13 protein-coding genes are annotated in these 14,934 nt (G+C 71.2%); 10 read left to right on the top strand and 3 right to left on the bottom strand.

The window, feature by feature from the left end:
* Nucleotides 1–59: 59 nt before the first annotated feature.
* The 6 genes from glmU to ABTY40_RS19375 all read left to right on the top strand — a co-directional run bounded on the left by glmU (nt 60) and on the right by ABTY40_RS19375 (nt 5,652).
* Nucleotides 60–1,505, top strand: a complete 1,446-nt coding sequence (glmU, locus tag ABTY40_RS19400; RefSeq protein WP_352060629.1) for a bifunctional UDP-N-acetylglucosamine diphosphorylase/glucosamine-1-phosphate N-acetyltransferase GlmU — start codon at nt 60–62, stop codon at nt 1,503–1,505.
* A 121-nt stretch (nt 1,506–1,626) separates the two neighbouring features.
* On the top strand, nt 1,627–2,601 hold the full coding sequence (locus ABTY40_RS19395) for a ribose-phosphate diphosphokinase (RefSeq protein WP_345285280.1): 975 nt from the start codon (nt 1,627–1,629) through the stop codon (nt 2,599–2,601).
* Between the two features lie 246 nt (nt 2,602–2,847).
* Complete coding sequence (locus ABTY40_RS19390; RefSeq protein WP_352060628.1) at nt 2,848–3,441, top strand: 50S ribosomal protein L25/general stress protein Ctc; 594 nt, start codon at nt 2,848–2,850, stop codon at nt 3,439–3,441.
* A gap of 99 nt (nt 3,442–3,540) precedes the next feature.
* Nucleotides 3,541–4,137, top strand: a complete 597-nt coding sequence (gene pth / locus ABTY40_RS19385; RefSeq protein ID WP_352060627.1) for an aminoacyl-tRNA hydrolase — start codon at nt 3,541–3,543, stop codon at nt 4,135–4,137.
* Between the two features lie 39 nt (nt 4,138–4,176).
* Entirely contained in the window at nt 4,177–4,620 is a 444-nt protein-coding gene (locus ABTY40_RS19380) for a hypothetical protein (protein ID WP_352060626.1), read from the top strand.
* Between the two features lie 180 nt (nt 4,621–4,800).
* Entirely contained in the window at nt 4,801–5,652 is an 852-nt protein-coding gene (locus tag ABTY40_RS19375; protein WP_352060625.1) for an LAVTG motif-containing sortase-dependent surface protein, read from the top strand.
* Nucleotides 5,653–5,722: 70 nt separating this feature from the next.
* On the opposite strand, the gene ppc is transcribed toward ABTY40_RS19375, so the two are convergent.
* The gene (gene ppc, locus ABTY40_RS19370) at nt 5,723–8,458 is read right to left on the bottom strand and encodes a phosphoenolpyruvate carboxylase (protein ID WP_352060624.1); all 2,736 of its coding nucleotides are present in this window, start codon (nt 8,456–8,458) and stop codon (nt 5,723–5,725) included.
* 417 nt (nt 8,459–8,875) lie between these two features.
* On the opposite strand from ppc, the gene ABTY40_RS19365 reads away from it, so the two are divergent.
* The 3 genes from ABTY40_RS19365 to ABTY40_RS19355 all read left to right on the top strand — a co-directional run bounded on the left by ABTY40_RS19365 (nt 8,876) and on the right by ABTY40_RS19355 (nt 12,447).
* Entirely contained in the window at nt 8,876–9,868 is a 993-nt protein-coding gene (locus tag ABTY40_RS19365; RefSeq protein ID WP_502990623.1) for an acyl-CoA desaturase, read from the top strand.
* Nucleotides 9,865–10,557: a TetR/AcrR family transcriptional regulator gene (locus tag ABTY40_RS19360; RefSeq protein WP_375165120.1), complete on the top strand. Its 693-nt coding sequence runs from the start codon at nt 9,865–9,867 to the stop codon at nt 10,555–10,557. Before ABTY40_RS19365 ends, ABTY40_RS19360 begins: the two co-directional genes overlap by 4 nt.
* A gap of 201 nt (nt 10,558–10,758) precedes the next feature.
* Nucleotides 10,759–12,447, top strand: a complete 1,689-nt coding sequence (locus ABTY40_RS19355; RefSeq protein ID WP_352060623.1) for an FG-GAP-like repeat-containing protein — start codon at nt 10,759–10,761, stop codon at nt 12,445–12,447.
* A 62-nt stretch (nt 12,448–12,509) separates the two neighbouring features.
* On the opposite strand, the gene ABTY40_RS19350 is transcribed toward ABTY40_RS19355, so the two are convergent.
* Nucleotides 12,510–13,346 (bottom strand): trans-aconitate 2-methyltransferase, encoded by an 837-nt coding sequence (locus ABTY40_RS19350; protein WP_352060622.1) that lies wholly within the window; start codon nt 13,344–13,346, stop codon nt 12,510–12,512.
* Nucleotides 13,347–13,508: 162 nt separating this feature from the next.
* Between ABTY40_RS19350 and ABTY40_RS19345 the strand changes: the two genes are divergently transcribed.
* On the top strand, nt 13,509–14,006 hold the full coding sequence (locus tag ABTY40_RS19345; protein ID WP_345285296.1) for a MarR family winged helix-turn-helix transcriptional regulator: 498 nt from the start codon (nt 13,509–13,511) through the stop codon (nt 14,004–14,006).
* On the opposite strand, the gene ABTY40_RS19340 is transcribed toward ABTY40_RS19345, so the two are convergent.
* Nucleotides 13,965–14,786, bottom strand: coding sequence for a LuxR C-terminal-related transcriptional regulator (locus tag ABTY40_RS19340; RefSeq protein WP_352060621.1), 822 nt, complete (start codon nt 14,784–14,786; stop codon nt 13,965–13,967). The genes ABTY40_RS19345 and ABTY40_RS19340 overlap by 42 nt on opposite strands.
* Nucleotides 14,787–14,934 lie beyond the last annotated feature (148 nt).

Raw genomic sequence — 14,934 nt, 5'->3', positions numbered from 1 at the left:
GGCCCCCGACCCCCCGGTATCCTTCGTGCGTCCACCACCCAAAGCCGAAGGGCATACCCGTGAGCGCCAACCGCCCGGCAGCCGTCGTCGTCCTCGCAGCGGGTGAGGGCACCCGCATGAAGTCGAAGACTCCCAAGGTCCTCCACGAGATCGCCGGGCGTTCGCTCGTCGGGCACGTGGTGTCCGCCGCCCGGGAGCTGGAGCCCGAGCACCTCGTCGTGGTCGTCGGGCACGCCCGTGAGCAGGTGCGGGGGCACCTGGAGGAGCACTACGCCGGGACCCGGACCGCCGTGCAGGAGGAGCAGAACGGGACCGGGCACGCGGTGCGGATGGCGCTGGAGGAGCTGGGCGAGGCGCCCGAGGGGACCGTCGTGGTCGTCTGCGGCGACACCCCGCTGCTCTCCGGCACGACCCTCGGCGCCCTCGCCGCCACCCACGCCGCCGACGGCAACGCCGTGACGGTGCTGACCGCCGAGGTGCCGGACTCGACCGGCTACGGCCGGATCGTCCGGGACGCCTCCGGCGCGGTGACCGAGATCGTGGAGCACAAGGACGCCTCCGAGGAGCAGCGCGCGATCAAGGAGATCAACTCCGGCGTGTTCGCGTTCGACGGGAAGCTGCTGGCCGAGGCGATCAAGCAGCTGCGGACGGACAACAGCCAGGGCGAGGAGTACCTCACCGACGTGCTGTCGATCCTGCGCGAGGCGGGCCACCGGGTCGGCGCCTCGGTGGCGGCCGACCACCGGGAGATCCTGGGCATCAACAACCGGGTGCAGCTCGCGGAGGCGCGGGCGCTGCTGAACCAGCGGCTCCTGGAGGCGGCGATGCTGGCCGGCGTGACGGTCGTGGACCCGTCGTCGGTGGTGGTGGACGTGACGGTGACGTTCGAGCCGGACGCGGTGATCCACCCCGGTACGCAGCTGCTGGGCGCGACGCACGTGGCGGAGGACGCCGAGGTGGGTCCGAACACGCGCCTCAAGGACACGCGGGTGGGCAGGGGCGCCCGGGTGGACAACACGGTGGCGGACTCGGCGGTCGTCGGCGAGGGCGCCTCGGTGGGCCCGTACGCGTACCTGCGTCCGGGGACGGAGCTGGGCCGGAAGGCGAAGGCCGGCACGTACGTCGAGATGAAGAACGCGACGATCGGCGAGGGCACGAAGGTCCCCCACCTGTCGTACGTGGGTGACGCGACGATCGGCGAGTACACGAACATCGGCGCGGCCAGCGTGTTCGTGAACTACGACGGCGAGGCGAAGCACCACACGACCGTCGGGTCCCACTGCAAGACCGGCTCGGACAACATGTTTGTGGCTCCTGTCACGATCGGGGACGGGGCGTACACCGCGGCCGGGTCCGTGATCACGAAGGACGTGCCGGCCGGTGCACTGGCCGTCGCCCGGGGCCAGCAGCGGAATATCGAGGGTTGGGTCGCCCGGAAGCGGCCCGGCAGCGCTGCCGCGCAGGCCGCTCAGGCGGCGTCGGAGGGTTCCGTCGGCGAAAGCTGACCGGAAACGGGTACGTCGAACTCGGCGTACCGTGATACGTGCACACAAATTCGGCTGGTTCGCACACGCGCACGGGAGCGCGGGGGTCGCGGCCAGGGAACACGTCTGAGGAGACAGTGCTGTGACCGGGATCAAGACGACCGGCGAGAAGAAGCTGATGCTCTTTTCCGGCCGCGCCCACCCCGAGCTGGCCGAGGAGGTCGCGCACCAGCTGGGTGTCGGCCTCGTTCCCACCAAGGCGTTCGACTTCGCCAACGGTGAGATCTACGTCCGCTTCCAGGAGTCGGCGCGCGGCGCGGACTGCTTCCTGATCCAGAGCCACACGGCTCCGATCAACAAGTGGATCATGGAGCAGCTGATCATGATCGATGCGTTGAAGCGGGCCTCGGCCCGCAGCATCACCGTGATCATTCCGTCGTACGGGTACGCCCGTCAGGACAAGAAGCACCGCGGTCGTGAGCCGATCTCGGCGCGCCTGGTGGCCGACCTGTTGAAGACGGCCGGCGCGGACCGCATTCTGACGGTGGACCTGCACACGGACCAGATCCAGGGCTTCTTCGACGGTCCGGTGGACCACCTGTCGGCGCTGCCGGTCCTGGCGGACTACGTGGGTGCGAAGGTCGACCGTACGAAGCTGACGATCGTGTCTCCGGACGCGGGTCGGGTGCGGGTCGCGGACCGGTGGTGCGACCGGCTGGACGCGCCGCTGGCGATCGTGCACAAGCGTCGTGACAAGGACGTGGCGAACCAGGTCACCGTGCACGAGGTCGTGGGTGACGTGGAGGGCCGCGTGTGTGTCCTGGTGGACGACATGGTCGACACGGGCGGCACGATCTGCGCGGCGGCGGAGGCGCTGTTCGCGCACGGCGCGGAGGACGTCATCGTGACGGCGACGCACGGCATCCTGTCGGGTCCGGCGGCGGACCGCCTGAAGAACTCGAAGGTGAGCGAGTTCGTGTTCACGGACACGCTGCCGGTCCCGGGTGCGCTGGAGCTGGACAAGATCACGGTGCTGTCGATCGCGCCGACGATCGCGCGTGCGGTGCGTGAGGTCTTCGAGGACGGTTCGGTGACGAGCCTGTTCGAGGAGCACTGAGCCTCACCCGCTCAGGGCTGACGCGAGGGCCGCTTCCCCGGGGGGCGGCCCTTTCTCATGCCGGGGTGCGGGGTGATCCATTTGGGCGGTTCCCGAGGGGCCGCTAGACTGTCGTGGTTGCTCGGCGAGGGAGGCCGGCCCGTTCAGGGTCCGGCGGTCCGTTATCGACGCGCTCTTCGTAGCAGGCCATCGCCAGTCGTGGCCGGGTGACAGTCGCATCCGTCACCACCCATACGAGGAGTGCACATGTCCGAGGTCAAGCTCGCCGCTTCCCTCCGCTCGGAGTTCGGCAAGGGCGCCGCCCGCAAGATCCGCCGCGACAACAAGGTTCCCGGTGTCCTGTACGGCCACGGCACGGAGCCGGTCCACCTGACCCTCCCGGGCCACGACCTGGCGCTGGCGCTGCGTACGCCGAACGTTCTGCTGTCCCTGGAGATCGAGGGCCGCGGCACCGAGCTGGCGATCCCGAAGGCCGCGCAGCGCGACCCGCTGAAGGGTTTCCTCGAGCACGTCGACCTGCTCCTGGTCGAGCGTGGCGAGAAGGTCACCGTCGAGATCGTCGTCGAGACCGAGGGTGACCTGGCCCCGGGCGCCTTCCTGGTCGAGAACGTGCTGAACACGCTGTCGGTCGAGGCCGAGGCCACCCACATCCCGGAGTCCGTCACGGTCTCCATCGCCGGCCTGTCCGCCGGTGACGCCATCCACGCCAAGGACATCGCGCTGCCGAAGGGCACCGCCCTGGTGACGGACCCCGAGGCTGTCGTCATCCAGATCCTGGCCGCGCAGGCCGAGGAGCCGGCGGCCGAGGGTGCCGGGTCCGCCGAGGGCGCGGAGGCCTGAGCCGTAGGCTCTGCCTGACGTGACGGGGTGACGGGCCGCACGGCCCGTCACCCCGTTTCCTTTTTTCTCTCTGTACGCGCACGAGGAGACGTGGAGCGGATGACGGACGACGCGAACGCGCCCTGGCTGATCGTCGGCCTCGGCAATCCGGGCCCGGAGTACGCGGGCAACCGGCACAACATCGGCTTCATGGTGGTGGACCTGCTGGCCGAGCGGATCGGCGGGAAGTTCAAGCGGGCCCAAAAGGCGCAGGCGCAGGTGGTGGAGGGCCGGATGGGTCCCCCGGGGCCGGCCAACCGCCGGGTGGTGCTGGCGAAGCCGATGTCGTACATGAATCTGTCCGGTGGCCCGGTGACGGCGCTGCGGGACTTCTACAAGGTGCCGACGGCCCATGTGGTGGCAATCCACGACGAGTTGGACATCGACTACGGGGTGCTGCGGCTGAAGCTCGGTGGCGGGGACAACGGGCACAACGGTCTGAAGTCGATGACGAAGGCGATGGGGCCGGACTACCACCGGGTGCGGTGCGGCATCGGGCGCCCGCCGGGCCGCATGCAGGTGGCGGACTTCGTCCTGAAGGACTTCTCGTCGGCGGAGCGCAAGGACCTGGATTGGTTCGTGGACCGGGGCGCGGACGCGGTGGAGTGCCTGGTGGCGGAGGGTCTGGAGCGGGCGCAGTCGGCGTACAACTCCTAGGGCCTGGGGTCTTTTCGTACGACGGTACGATCGCGGGTCATGACGCACCTCCGTAACGCCGCCGTGGCCTTGGTCGTCCTGCTGCTCGTCGTCGCGGGTGGGTGGACGTCATGGGGGGCGGCCCAGCACGTGTTGCTGTCGAAGGGGCGGGAGCACGGGACGCTGACGGTGACGGGCTGCACGGAGGAGCGGTGCAGCGGGCGGTACGTGCCGGAGGATCCGTCGGTGACGCGGCGGACGCTGACGATCGAGCGTTCGGTGGCGGCGGAGAAGGGCGTGACGATCCCGGTGGTGGTGAAGCCGGGGACGGACGAGGGGGTGCGGGCGGGCTGGGGTGGTGGTCTGCACGCGTGGCTGCCGCTGGGCGGTGCGCTGTTGCTGGCGGCTCCGCTGGTCGCGGGCGGGTTGCGGATGACGCGGGCGGCGTGGTCGCTGGCGGGTGCGGGCGGGGCGTCGCTGGTGGCGGCGTTCTTCGCGTTGTGACGCTTCGCGTCGCCTCTCCCGGCCGGCCTGCGGATTCTTCGCATCCTGACGCAGAGCCGGTGATACCGGCGGGTCCTGCGCGATCGTTATGAACCTCTGGGTTAAGGGTGACGTAAGGCGACGGATAGGCTGCCCCCGCCACCTCCCACGGCATCCCTCATCCCAGATGGACGACTGCACATGCGACGATCCCTGATTTCCGCCGGCGCGCTTGTCGCGGCCATGGCGGGCTCCCTGGTCCTGGCCCCGGCCGCCTCCGCCTCCGACAGCACGACCCACCCGACACTGCGCCAGAAGCTTCCGCGCACCGCGACGACGAACGACGGCGGTGCCCCCCAGAAGGCGTTCGGCCAGTGCGAGGACATCCCGGCCGACCAGGACGGCTGGCACTTCGTGCTCCCCGGCAACAAGGGCCAGTTCGTCGAGCTGAAGGTGACCTTCGTGCCGGGCGGCACCAAGACCATCACCGACTTCACGTACAGCAGCAACGCCGAGGGCAAGCACGCGTTCGTGGGCTCCGAGGCGGGCGCGACGCTGGAGAAGGTCGAGGCGACGATCACCGGCAGCGTGCCGCACAACAAGTTCAACCTCTCGCACACCTGCCCCGCGAGCGCCAAGCCCACCCCCACCGGCACGCCCACCACCAGCGCGCCGACGCCGACGGACACCCCGACCACCGGGACCCCGACCGGCACGCCGACCACGGACGCGCCGACCACGGGCACGCCCACCACCGGCACCCCCTCGGGCACCCCGTCCGAGAGCACCGCCCCCTCCGGGACCCCGACCACCGGCGGCCCGACCACCGGCACCCCGGGCGAGAGCGTCTCCCCGACCTCGACGTCCTCGGAGAGCGCGGGCCAGCCGGTGCCGAGCGCGTCGGGTTCGTCCGCCCCGGGCGGCTCGGCCGAGGGTGACCTCGCCGAGACCGGTTCCAGCGCCCCGGTCGGTGTCCTCGCCGCCGTGGCCGTCGCCCTCGCGGGTGCCGGCGCGTTCCTGGTGAGCCGCCGCCGCAAGGCCCAGCAGCACTGACGTACCCCGTCATGACGGTGCCCCCACGGGAGATCCCGTGGGGGCACCGTCGCGTTCGGCGGACGGGGTGTCAGCCGGTGTTGCGGAGGCCCGCGGCGACACCGTTCACGGTGAGGAGCAGCGCCCGCGCGAGGAGCGGGTCCGGGTCCTCGCCGCGCTCGGCGGCGGCCCGCTGGCGGGCGAGCAGGGAGACCTGGAGGTAGGAGATCGGGTCCAGGTAGGCGTCGCGGATGGCGAAGGTCTGCTGGAGGACCGGGTGGGAGTCGAGCAGCTTCTCCCCGCCGGTGATCTTGAGGACCTCGGCGACCGTGAGGGCGTGCTCGGCCTCGATGGTGGCGAAGACGTGCTTGAGCTCGTCGGGGACGAGGGTGTCGACGTAGTGGCGGGCGATCCGCAGGTCGGTCTTCGCGAGCGTCATCTCCACGTTGGAGAGGAAGTTGCGGAAGAAGTGCCACCGCTCGTACATCTCGCCGAGGACGGCGGCGCCTTCCATGCCCGCTTCGCGCAGCGCCTTCAGGCCGGAGCCGACGCCGTACCAGCCGGGGACGATCTGCCGGGACTGGGTCCAGCCGAAGACCCACGGGATGGCGCGCAGTCCGTCGAGCGAGACGCCCGAGCCGGGGCGGCGGGAGGGGCGGGAGCCCAGGTGCAGGTCGGCGAGCTGGTCGACGGGGGTGGAGGCCAGGAAGTACGTCGGCAGGTCGGGGTCCTCGACGAGCTTGCGGTACGCGGTGTGGGCGGCGTCCGAGACGGTGTCCATGGCCGCGTCCCAGCGGGCGAGGGCCTCGTCCGACTGGCGGGGCGCGGTGTGCAGGGCGGAGGCCTGCAGGGTGGCCGCGACGGTCAGTTCGAGGTTCTCGCGGGCGAGGGACGGGATGAGGTACTTGTCGGAGATGACCTCGCCCTGCTCGGTCACCTTGATCTCGCCCTCCAGGGTGCCCCAGGGCTGGGCGAGGATCGCGTCGTGCGAGGGGCCGCCGCCGCGGCCGACGGTGCCGCCGCGGCCGTGGAAGAGGCGCAGCCGGACCCCGTAGCGGTGGGCGACGTCCCGCAGCCTCCGCTGGGCGCGGTGGATCTCCCACTGGGAGGTGGTGATGCCGCCGAACTTGGAGGAGTCGGAGTAGCCGAGCATGACCTCCTGCACGTCGCCGCGGAGCGAGACGAGGCGCCGGTAGGAGGGGTCGGCCAGCATGTCGTTGAGGATGACGTCGGCGGCCTTGAGCTCGTCGGTGGTCTCCAGGAGCGGCACGATGCCGATCTTGGCCCAGCCGGCGTGCAGGTCGATCAGGCCGGCCTCGCGGGCGAGGACGGTGGCGGCGAAGACGTCGTCGGCGCCCTGGCACATCGAGATGATGTACGACTCGATGACCTCGGGGCCGAAGCGCTCGAAGGCTTCCTTGACGGTGTGGAAGACGCCGAGGGTCTTCTCGCCGGCGGCGTCGAGCGGCGCGGGGGTGGGGGCGAGCGGGCGGCGGGAGCGGAGCTCCTTGGCGAGCAGCTTCTGCCGGTAGTCGCGCGGCATGTCCGCGTACCGCCAGGACTCCTCGCCGAGCCGGTCGAACAGCTGGCCGAGGGCGTGGTGGTGGGCTTCGGCGTGCTCGCGGACGTCCATGGTGGCGAGCTGGAGGCCGAAGGCGGAGAGGGTGCGGATGACCCGGTCCATGCGGCCGTCGGCGAAGAGGCCGCCGCGGTGCTCGCGCAGCGAGGTCTGGATGAGGGTGAGGTCGCGCAGCAGCTCGGCGGTGCCGAGGTAGTCGCGGCCTTCCTGGTGGGGGGTGCCCTTGGCGAGGCGCTCGCGGGTGTTGACGAGCTTCTGGCGGATGCAGGTGGCCTTGAGCCGGTAGGGCTCCTCGGCGTTGAGCCGCTTGTAGCGGGGGCTGATCTCCGGCAGGAGCTCCAGGTCGCGCTGGAGGGAGTCCAGGAGTTCCTGGGTGGCCCCGGTGTAGCGGATGGAGTTGGAGAGCAGGCCGCGGAGGAAGTCGACCAGTTCGAGGGCGTCGGTGATGCCGTGCTCGTGCTGGAGGATCAGGATGTCCCAGGTGACCTGCGGGGTGACGTTCGGGTTGCCGTCGCGGTCGCCGCCGATCCAGGTGCCGAAGGTCAGGGGGCGGGTGCCGGAGGGGAGTTCGAAGCCGACGCGCTCCAGCTCGGCGGCCAGGTCCTCCAGGACGTCGCCGACGGCGTTCGCGTGGAGCTCGTCCAGGTAGTAGATGGCGTTGCGGGCCTCGTCGGCGGGCTCGGGGCGGACGACCCTGAGTTCGTCGGTCTGCCAGATGAGGTCGATGTTCTCGGCGAGCCGCAGGTCGTGGCGGCGCCGGTCGGCCTCGATGACCGGGGTCTCCAGGAGGGCGCCGATCCGGCGGAGCTTGTTGAGGACGGACCGGCGGGCCGCCTCGGTGGGGTGGGCGGTGAAGACGGGGCGCACGTTGAGGTTCTTGACCGTCTCGCGTACGTGCGCGGGGTCCCCGTCCTTCAGCATGTCCGCGGTGCGGGCGAGGAGGCCGCCCTCGGCGGCGCGCTTCTCGCGCAGTTCACGGCCGCGGTGAACCTGCTCGGTGACATTCGCCAAGTGGAAGTAGGTGGAGAAGGCGCGCACGAGCTTCGCGGCGGTCTCCAGCTCCACGCCGCGCAGCAGCTCGGCGGCCGCGTCGCCGTCCTCACGGGTGAGCCGGCGGACCTTCTCGACGAGGTCGAGGAGCTCGTGGCCCTCCTGGCGGACGAGCGTCTCGCCCAGCAGGTCACCCAGGCGGCGGATGTCGGCGCGCAGCTCGGCGTTGGTGGTGGGGGTCTGGTCGGCACTGCTCACAGGTGTGGCTCCTTGCAGTGTTTGAGCACGTCTGGAGGGGTACTGGAGGCTTGCGGACCGCGCTGTCCGACGCCCCCAGGATAGGTGCCCGTGTCCTCCGTGGGGCCCACGCCCCCGCTCGTGCCCTCTTGCCGCGCGCCGTGACCCTGCCATACTTACGATGCCGTAGGTTACGGAGGCGTAGCCTGGTGCACGTCTGTCCCGTTCCTCCGCTCCCCGTCACCCCGGCCCTCCCGGCCCCGTCACCCCGGCCCTCGCGGCCCGTTCGCCCGGCCTTCCGGCCGCCGTTCGCCCGGCGCTCTCCGCCGGCCCCGTACCCCCCGGCCCTCCGGGCCCCGCTCCCCGGCCTTCCCGGCTCCGGGAGCGCCGGGGACTCCCCCGGCCCTTCCTTTCCCTTCCTCACCCCCAGGGACCTTCATGACCACAAGCCCCCAGATGACCTCCGCGCCCGGGACCGGCTCCGCGCCGGGCGACGCCGAGGCCCTGCCCTCCGCCACGCTCGGCGGCGACAGCAAGCGTTCGATCGAGCAGCTCGCCCTGCTGCTGTTCATCACGGTGCCGTTCCTGGCCGTGCTCGCGGCGGTGCCGCTCGCGTGGGGATGGGGGGTGAGCTGGCTCGACCTGGGGCTCATGACGGCGATGTACTTCATCGGCTGCCACGGGATCACGATCGGCTTCCACCGCTACTTCACCCACGGCTCGTTCAAGGCGAAGCGGCCGCTGCGGATCGCACTGGCGATCATGGGCTCGCTCGCGGTGGAGGGCCCGCTGGTGCGCTGGGTGGCGGATCACCGCAAGCACCACAAGTTCTCGGACGCGGAGGGCGACCCGCACTCCCCGTGGCGGTTCGGCGAGACGGTGCCGGCCCTGATGAAGGGCCTGTGGTGGGCGCACATCGGGTGGATGTTCGACGAGGAGCGGACGCCGCAGGCGAAGTACGCGCCGGACCTGATCAAGGACCCGGCGATCCGCGCGATCTCGCGTCAGTTCATCTTCTGGACGATGCTCTCCCTGGCGATCCCGCCGCTGGTCGGCGGTCTGGTGACGTGGTCGTGGTGGGGCGCGTTCACGGCGTTCTTCTGGGGCTCGCTGGTCCGGGTGGCACTGCTGCACCACGTGACCTGGTCGATCAACTCGATCTGCCACGCGGTGGGCAAGCGCCCCTTCAAGTCGCGTGACCGTTCGGGCAACGTCTGGTGGCTGGCCGTCCTCTCCTGCGGCGAGTCCTGGCACAACCTGCACCACGCGGACCCGACCTCGGCCCGGCACGGGGTGCTGCGCGGCCAGATCGACTCCAGCGCGCGGCTGATCCGCTGGTTCGAGCAGGCGGGCTGGGCGTACGACGTGCGCTGGCCTGCGGCCTCCCGTATCGACGCCCGGCGCCGGTCCGCGTCCGCAGACGCGGCATGATGGACGACGTGGCGATCGACGGCAGGACCAGCGGGACCGGCGGCAGCGCGGGCGAGCAGAAGCCCCGGCGCGGCCGGCGGGTCAGGATGACGGGCGCCGAGCGCCGCGAGCAGCTGCTGGACATCGGCCGCACGCTTTTCGCCGCGAAGGGCTTCGAGGGCACGTCGGTGGAGGAGATCGCGGCGAAGGCCGGGGTCTCCAAGCCGGTGGTGTACGAGCACTTCGGCGGCAAGGAGGGGCTGTACGCGGTCGTCGTCGACCGCGAGATGCGGCAGCTGCTCGACGGGGTGACGGGCGCGCTGACCGCCGGGCACCCGCGTGAGCTCCTGGAGCAGGCGGCGTTCGCGCTGCTCGACTACATCGAGAACTACACGGACGGCTTCCGGATCCTCGTACGGGACTCGCCGGTGGCCCAGTCGACGGGTACGTTCGCCTCGCTGATCAGTGACATCGCCACGCAGGTGGAGGACATCCTGGGCCTGGAGTTCAAGGCCCGCGGCTTCGACCCGAAGCTGGCCCCGCTGTACGCGCAGGCCCTGGTGGGCAGTGTGGCGCTGACCGGCCAGTGGTGGCTGGACGTCCGCAAGCCGAAGAAGGCGGAGGTCGCGGCGCACCTGGTGAACCTGGCGTGGCACGGGCTCGACGGGCTGGAGCAGAAGCCCCGGCTGATAGGGCACCGCAAGAGCTGACGGGAATGTCCCCGTACGGGAGGACCGGTGGGTTTTCCGATCTGACGAGGTCGGAAATCCACTGGTCCTTTCGCGTTCGAACAGGGATACACTCCCGATCACATCCGGAAGGGCGTTCGCCCTCCGCGCGCAGGACGCGCGGAGGCGGTGCGAACCCCTGCCCCGGTACCCATTTCTTGCGTCCCCAGGGGGGGATTCTCTTTGCGTTCCGCTTTCTTCGGGCGTGGCCGCCGTCTCACCGCGTGCACCGCTCTCGCCCTCTCCGCCGGCATGCTGCTGGCCACCCCCGCGTCGGCCGAGGAGCCGGCGCCGCGTCCTTCGGTGACGAAGCCGACGCCGACGTTCACGCCGCCGAAGCTCCCCGCGAAGCCGGAGTCGGGCCGGGCCGGCGCGGCGGCGGCCACGGACGCCTCCTTGCTGCTGTCGGACCTCGACGGTGACGGCCACGAGGACGCGATCTACCGCACCGTGAACAACAAGCTGTACGCGGCCACGACCACGGGCGGCGGCGGCGTTTTCGAGACGTACCGCTACGGCGACGTCGCCAAGGACATCATCCCGATCGGCAACCAGGTGGGCGACTCGGGTCCCGAGGTGCTCATACCGTCCGAGGACGGCACCCTCAAGATGTACGTCGACGCCCACGCGACCGGTGTCTCGTACGAGACGACGGTGGGCGGCGGCTGGCAGGCCTACAACAAGATCGTGTCGCCGGGTGACCTGACCGCCGACGGGCGGGCCGACGTCCTGGCCCGCGCCCACGACGGATCGCTGTACGTGTACGTGTCCACCGGCGACGTCAACCGGCCCTTCTACGGCCGGGCCAAGGTGGGCAGCGGCTGGAACATGTACGACCAGGTCGTCGGCCTCGGTGACGCCAACGGTGACGGGCACGGTGACGTGTACGCCCGCGACACCGCCGGCAAGCTGTGGATCTACCGGGGCACCGGCATCTCCACCAGGCCGTTCGGCGCCCGGGTCCTGGTCGGCACCGGGTGGGGGGTCTACAACCAGATCGTCCCCACCGACAACGGCGCGGTGCTCGCCCGTGACAACAGCGGCACCGGCTACTTCTACGCCGCCCGTGGCAACGGCACGCTGGCGGCCCCCGTGAAGTCCGGTGACACGGGTGACTACCGCTATGTGGCGCAGTTCGCCGGCGCGGGCAACATCCCGTACACGGGCAAGGAGGGGACGATCGCCCGCGACTCCCAGGGCACGCTGTACTGGTACGGCAATATCGCCACCGACAGGCCCGCGGCTCGGGAGCAGCTGAGCGACCCCGGCGGCTGGGCCGGCGCGAACCTGACCCACTTCTCGTCGATGAACCCGGACGGTTCCTCCGACATCGCCGAGATCTACGACGGCGGCCTCTACATCGAGGGCTCGTACTTCGGCGCCGGCTGGGGCATCTACAACACCCTCGTCGGCCCCGGCGACCTCAGCGGTGACGGCAAGGGCGACCTCCTCGCCCGTGACCGTTCCGGCAACCTGTACCTGTACCGGGGCTACGGCGACGGTGCCCGGATGGCCGCGCGGATCAAGGTCGGCAGCGGCTGGGGCGTCTACAACAAGCTGCTCGGCGCCGGTGACTACACGGGTGACGGCCGCATGGACCTGCTGGCGCGCACGTCGGGCGGTGACCTGTACCTGTACGCGGGCACGGGCTCGTCGACCTCGCCGTTCAAGGGCCGGCAGAAGATCGGCAGCGGCTGGAACGTGTACAAGCACCTCGTCGCCCCCGGTGACCTGAACGCGGACGGCAAGGGCGACCTGCTGGGCGTCACCTCCGGTGGCGACCTGTACCGCTACCTGAACGTGGCCCCGTCGAAGTTCTCGGGCCGCGCGAAGATCGGTTACGGCTACGGGATCTACAACACGATGTCCTGACGGCCCCCGGGCCTTCGGCAGGGCGCCCCGCACCGGTTCTCCGGTGCGGGGCGCCCGTGTGTTCAGGCGGGTTTGCGGGCGACGGCGAAGATCCGCCGGAAGGGGAAGACCGTGCCGTGGGGGCCGGGCGGGTAGGCCTCGCGGAGCCGGTCGCGGTACTGGCCGAGGAAGGCGTCGATGGCTTCCTGGTCGCCGTCGAGGGTGGTGAGGACGGGGCGCAGGGCGGTGCCCTTGACCCATTCGAGGACGGGGTCCTCGCCCTGGAGGAGCTGGCAGTACGTGGTCTCCCAGACGTCCGTCTCGCAGCCGAGGTCGGTGAGCCGGGTGAGGTAGTCGGCGGCGTCGAGGATGTGGACGAAGCGGCGGCCCTGGTCGCCGAGGCGGGAGCGCCACTCGGGGGTGTCGCACAGTTCGCCGAGGAGGGCGTGGCTGGGCGAGGTGAAGTTGGCGGGGACCTGGAAGGCGAGGACGCCGCCGGGGCGGAGGCCGTCGATCCAGGCGGCGAAGGACTCGGGGTGGTTGGGGACCCATTGGAGGGCCGCGTTGGAGACGATCAGGTCGTAGGGCTCGTCGGGGGCCCAGTGGGCGGCGTCGGCGGGCCGGAAGTCGATCCAGCCGCCGTCCCGGGTGGTGCCGGACCAGTCCTTCTCGGCCCGTTCCAGCATGTCGGGCGAGAGGTCGAAGCCGGTGATGTGGGCGTCGGGCCACCGGTCGGCGAGGAGGACGGTCACGTTGCCGGGGCCGCAGCCGAGGTCCGCGATCCGGGCGGGCCGGCCCTGGGCGGGCAGGTCCGGTATTCGGGCGAGCATGTCGAGGAAGGGACGGGTGCGATGGCCCGAGTGGCGGAGATACTGCTGCGGATCCCATGTCGGTGCTGCCGCGGATTCCACGGAATACATGTTCGAAGCCCCCTTGCTGGAACGAGTTGCCGAAGCGGAACGGAGTTCCGGCCGGGTCCCTTCCCCATGGTCCAGCGGAATATTTCTTGAAGTCAAGAATCTTGCTTACAAGTGGCTCGACCCCAAGAGACTTTATGTCAACAGACCCTCTACACTGATCACATGGAGGACGAGGTCGACCGTCTGGTCGCTGCATGGCGCCGCGAGCGCCCCGACCTCGACGTGGAACCGCTCGAGGTGCTCAGCCGCGTCTCCCGACTCGCCCGCCACCTCGACCGCGCCCGCCGTCTCGCCTTCTCCGAGCACCAGCTGGAGCCCTGGGAGTTCGACGTCCTGACCTCCCTGCGCCGCGCCGGGGCGCCCTACCAGCTCTCCCCCGGTCAGCTGCTCACACAGACCCTGGTCACCTCGGGCACCATGACCAATCGTATCGACCGCTTGGCCAAAAAGGGCCTGGTCGAACGGCTCCCCGATCCCAGCGACCGGCGCGGCGTCCTCGTCCGGCTCACTCCCGAGGGCCGCGACCGGGCCGACGAGGCGCTGGCCGGACTGCTCGCGCAGGAGCGGGCCATCCTCTCCCAGCTCTCCCGCACCCAGCGCGGCGAGCTGGCCGCGCTGCTACGCCGGCTGACCGCCCCGTTCGACAACGTTCCCGGCTAGCGGGGCCTCCAGCGGCGCCGGGCCGACGCCCGCCCGCCGGGCCAGGGCCACGGCCGCCAGCGTCGAGTGCACGCCCAGCTTCCCCAGCACGTTCTGCATGTGGGTACGGACGGTGTGCGGCGACAGGAACAGCCGCTCGGCCACCGCCTTCCGCCCCAGGCCCGCCACCATGCAGCGCAGCACCTCCCGCTCGCGCGGGGTCAGCGACTCCACGAGCCGCTCGCTCTCCGTGCGGTGCCGCCGGGCCTCCGTCAGCTCCCGCAGCACGCCCGTGAGCAGCGCCGGCGGCAGATGCGTCTCGTCCCGCAGCACCCCGCGGACCACGGCGAGGAGCCGCTGCAGGGAACAGTCCTTGGCGACCCAGCCCGCGGCCCCGGCCTGCAGCGCGAGCGCCGCCCTGCGGGGGTCGTCCCGCTCGGCGAGGACCACGGTGCGGACGGCGGGGTAGGTCCCGCGCACCCCGGCCACCAGGGCGATCCCGTCCGCCGGCCCCTTGGCCGTTCCGTCCCCCGGAGCCCGGGGCCCGGGCAGGGAGGCCCCGCCCGTGCCCGTACCGGTGAGCGGCGCCGGAGCCGGTCCGGGTGTCACGCCGAGGTCGGCGTCGACGAGGAGGACGTCGAACCTGCGGCCCTCCGCGGCGGCGCGCTCCAGGGAGCGCAGCGCGGCCTGGCCGGTGCCCGCCGCCGCCACGTCGACGTCCGGCTCGGCAGCGAGAGCGGCGGCCAGCGACTCGGCGAACACGCGGTGGTCGTCCACCACCAGGACCCGGATACGTGCCACGGACAACCCCCATGCGTCGAGGAACGGACCGGCGCGGGCACGGCGCCGGAGGCGGGTCGTCCGTCGCACGGCCGCCGCCGTGCACAGACTGTTACCCCTCTCCGCGCGCCGTACCCGGCGGTTCTCGACCCCTGAAACGGCACCGGCC

It is taken from the genome of Streptomyces sp. NPDC126503, from assembly GCF_040302405.1.
Taxonomy (GTDB): Bacteria; Actinomycetota; Actinomycetes; order Streptomycetales; family Streptomycetaceae; genus Streptomyces; species Streptomyces gulbargensis.
The sequence above is the reverse complement of the archived record's forward strand: the minus strand, read 5'-3'. Positions and strand labels throughout refer to the sequence as shown.

Excerpts from the sequence above, each read along its gene's own strand:
- ABTY40_RS19390 (WP_352060628.1), top strand. The coding sequence starts at position 2,848 with ATGTCCGAGGTCAAGCTCGCCGCTTCCCTCCGCTCGGAGTTCGGCAAG.
- pth (WP_352060627.1), top strand. The coding sequence starts at position 3,541 with ATGACGGACGACGCGAACGCGCCCTGGCTGATCGTCGGCCTCGGCAAT.
- ABTY40_RS19380 (WP_352060626.1), top strand. The coding sequence starts at position 4,177 with ATGACGCACCTCCGTAACGCCGCCGTGGCCTTGGTCGTCCTGCTGCTC.
- ABTY40_RS19375 (WP_352060625.1), top strand. The coding sequence starts at position 4,801 with ATGCGACGATCCCTGATTTCCGCCGGCGCGCTTGTCGCGGCCATGGCG.
- ABTY40_RS19365 (WP_502990623.1), top strand. The coding sequence starts at position 8,876 with ATGACCACAAGCCCCCAGATGACCTCCGCGCCCGGGACCGGCTCCGCG.
- ABTY40_RS19360 (WP_375165120.1), top strand. The coding sequence starts at position 9,865 with ATGATGGACGACGTGGCGATCGACGGCAGGACCAGCGGGACCGGCGGC.
- ABTY40_RS19350 (WP_352060622.1), bottom strand. The coding sequence starts at position 13,346 with ATGTATTCCGTGGAATCCGCGGCAGCACCGACATGGGATCCGCAGCAG.
- ABTY40_RS19345 (WP_345285296.1), top strand. The coding sequence starts at position 13,509 with ATGGAGGACGAGGTCGACCGTCTGGTCGCTGCATGGCGCCGCGAGCGC.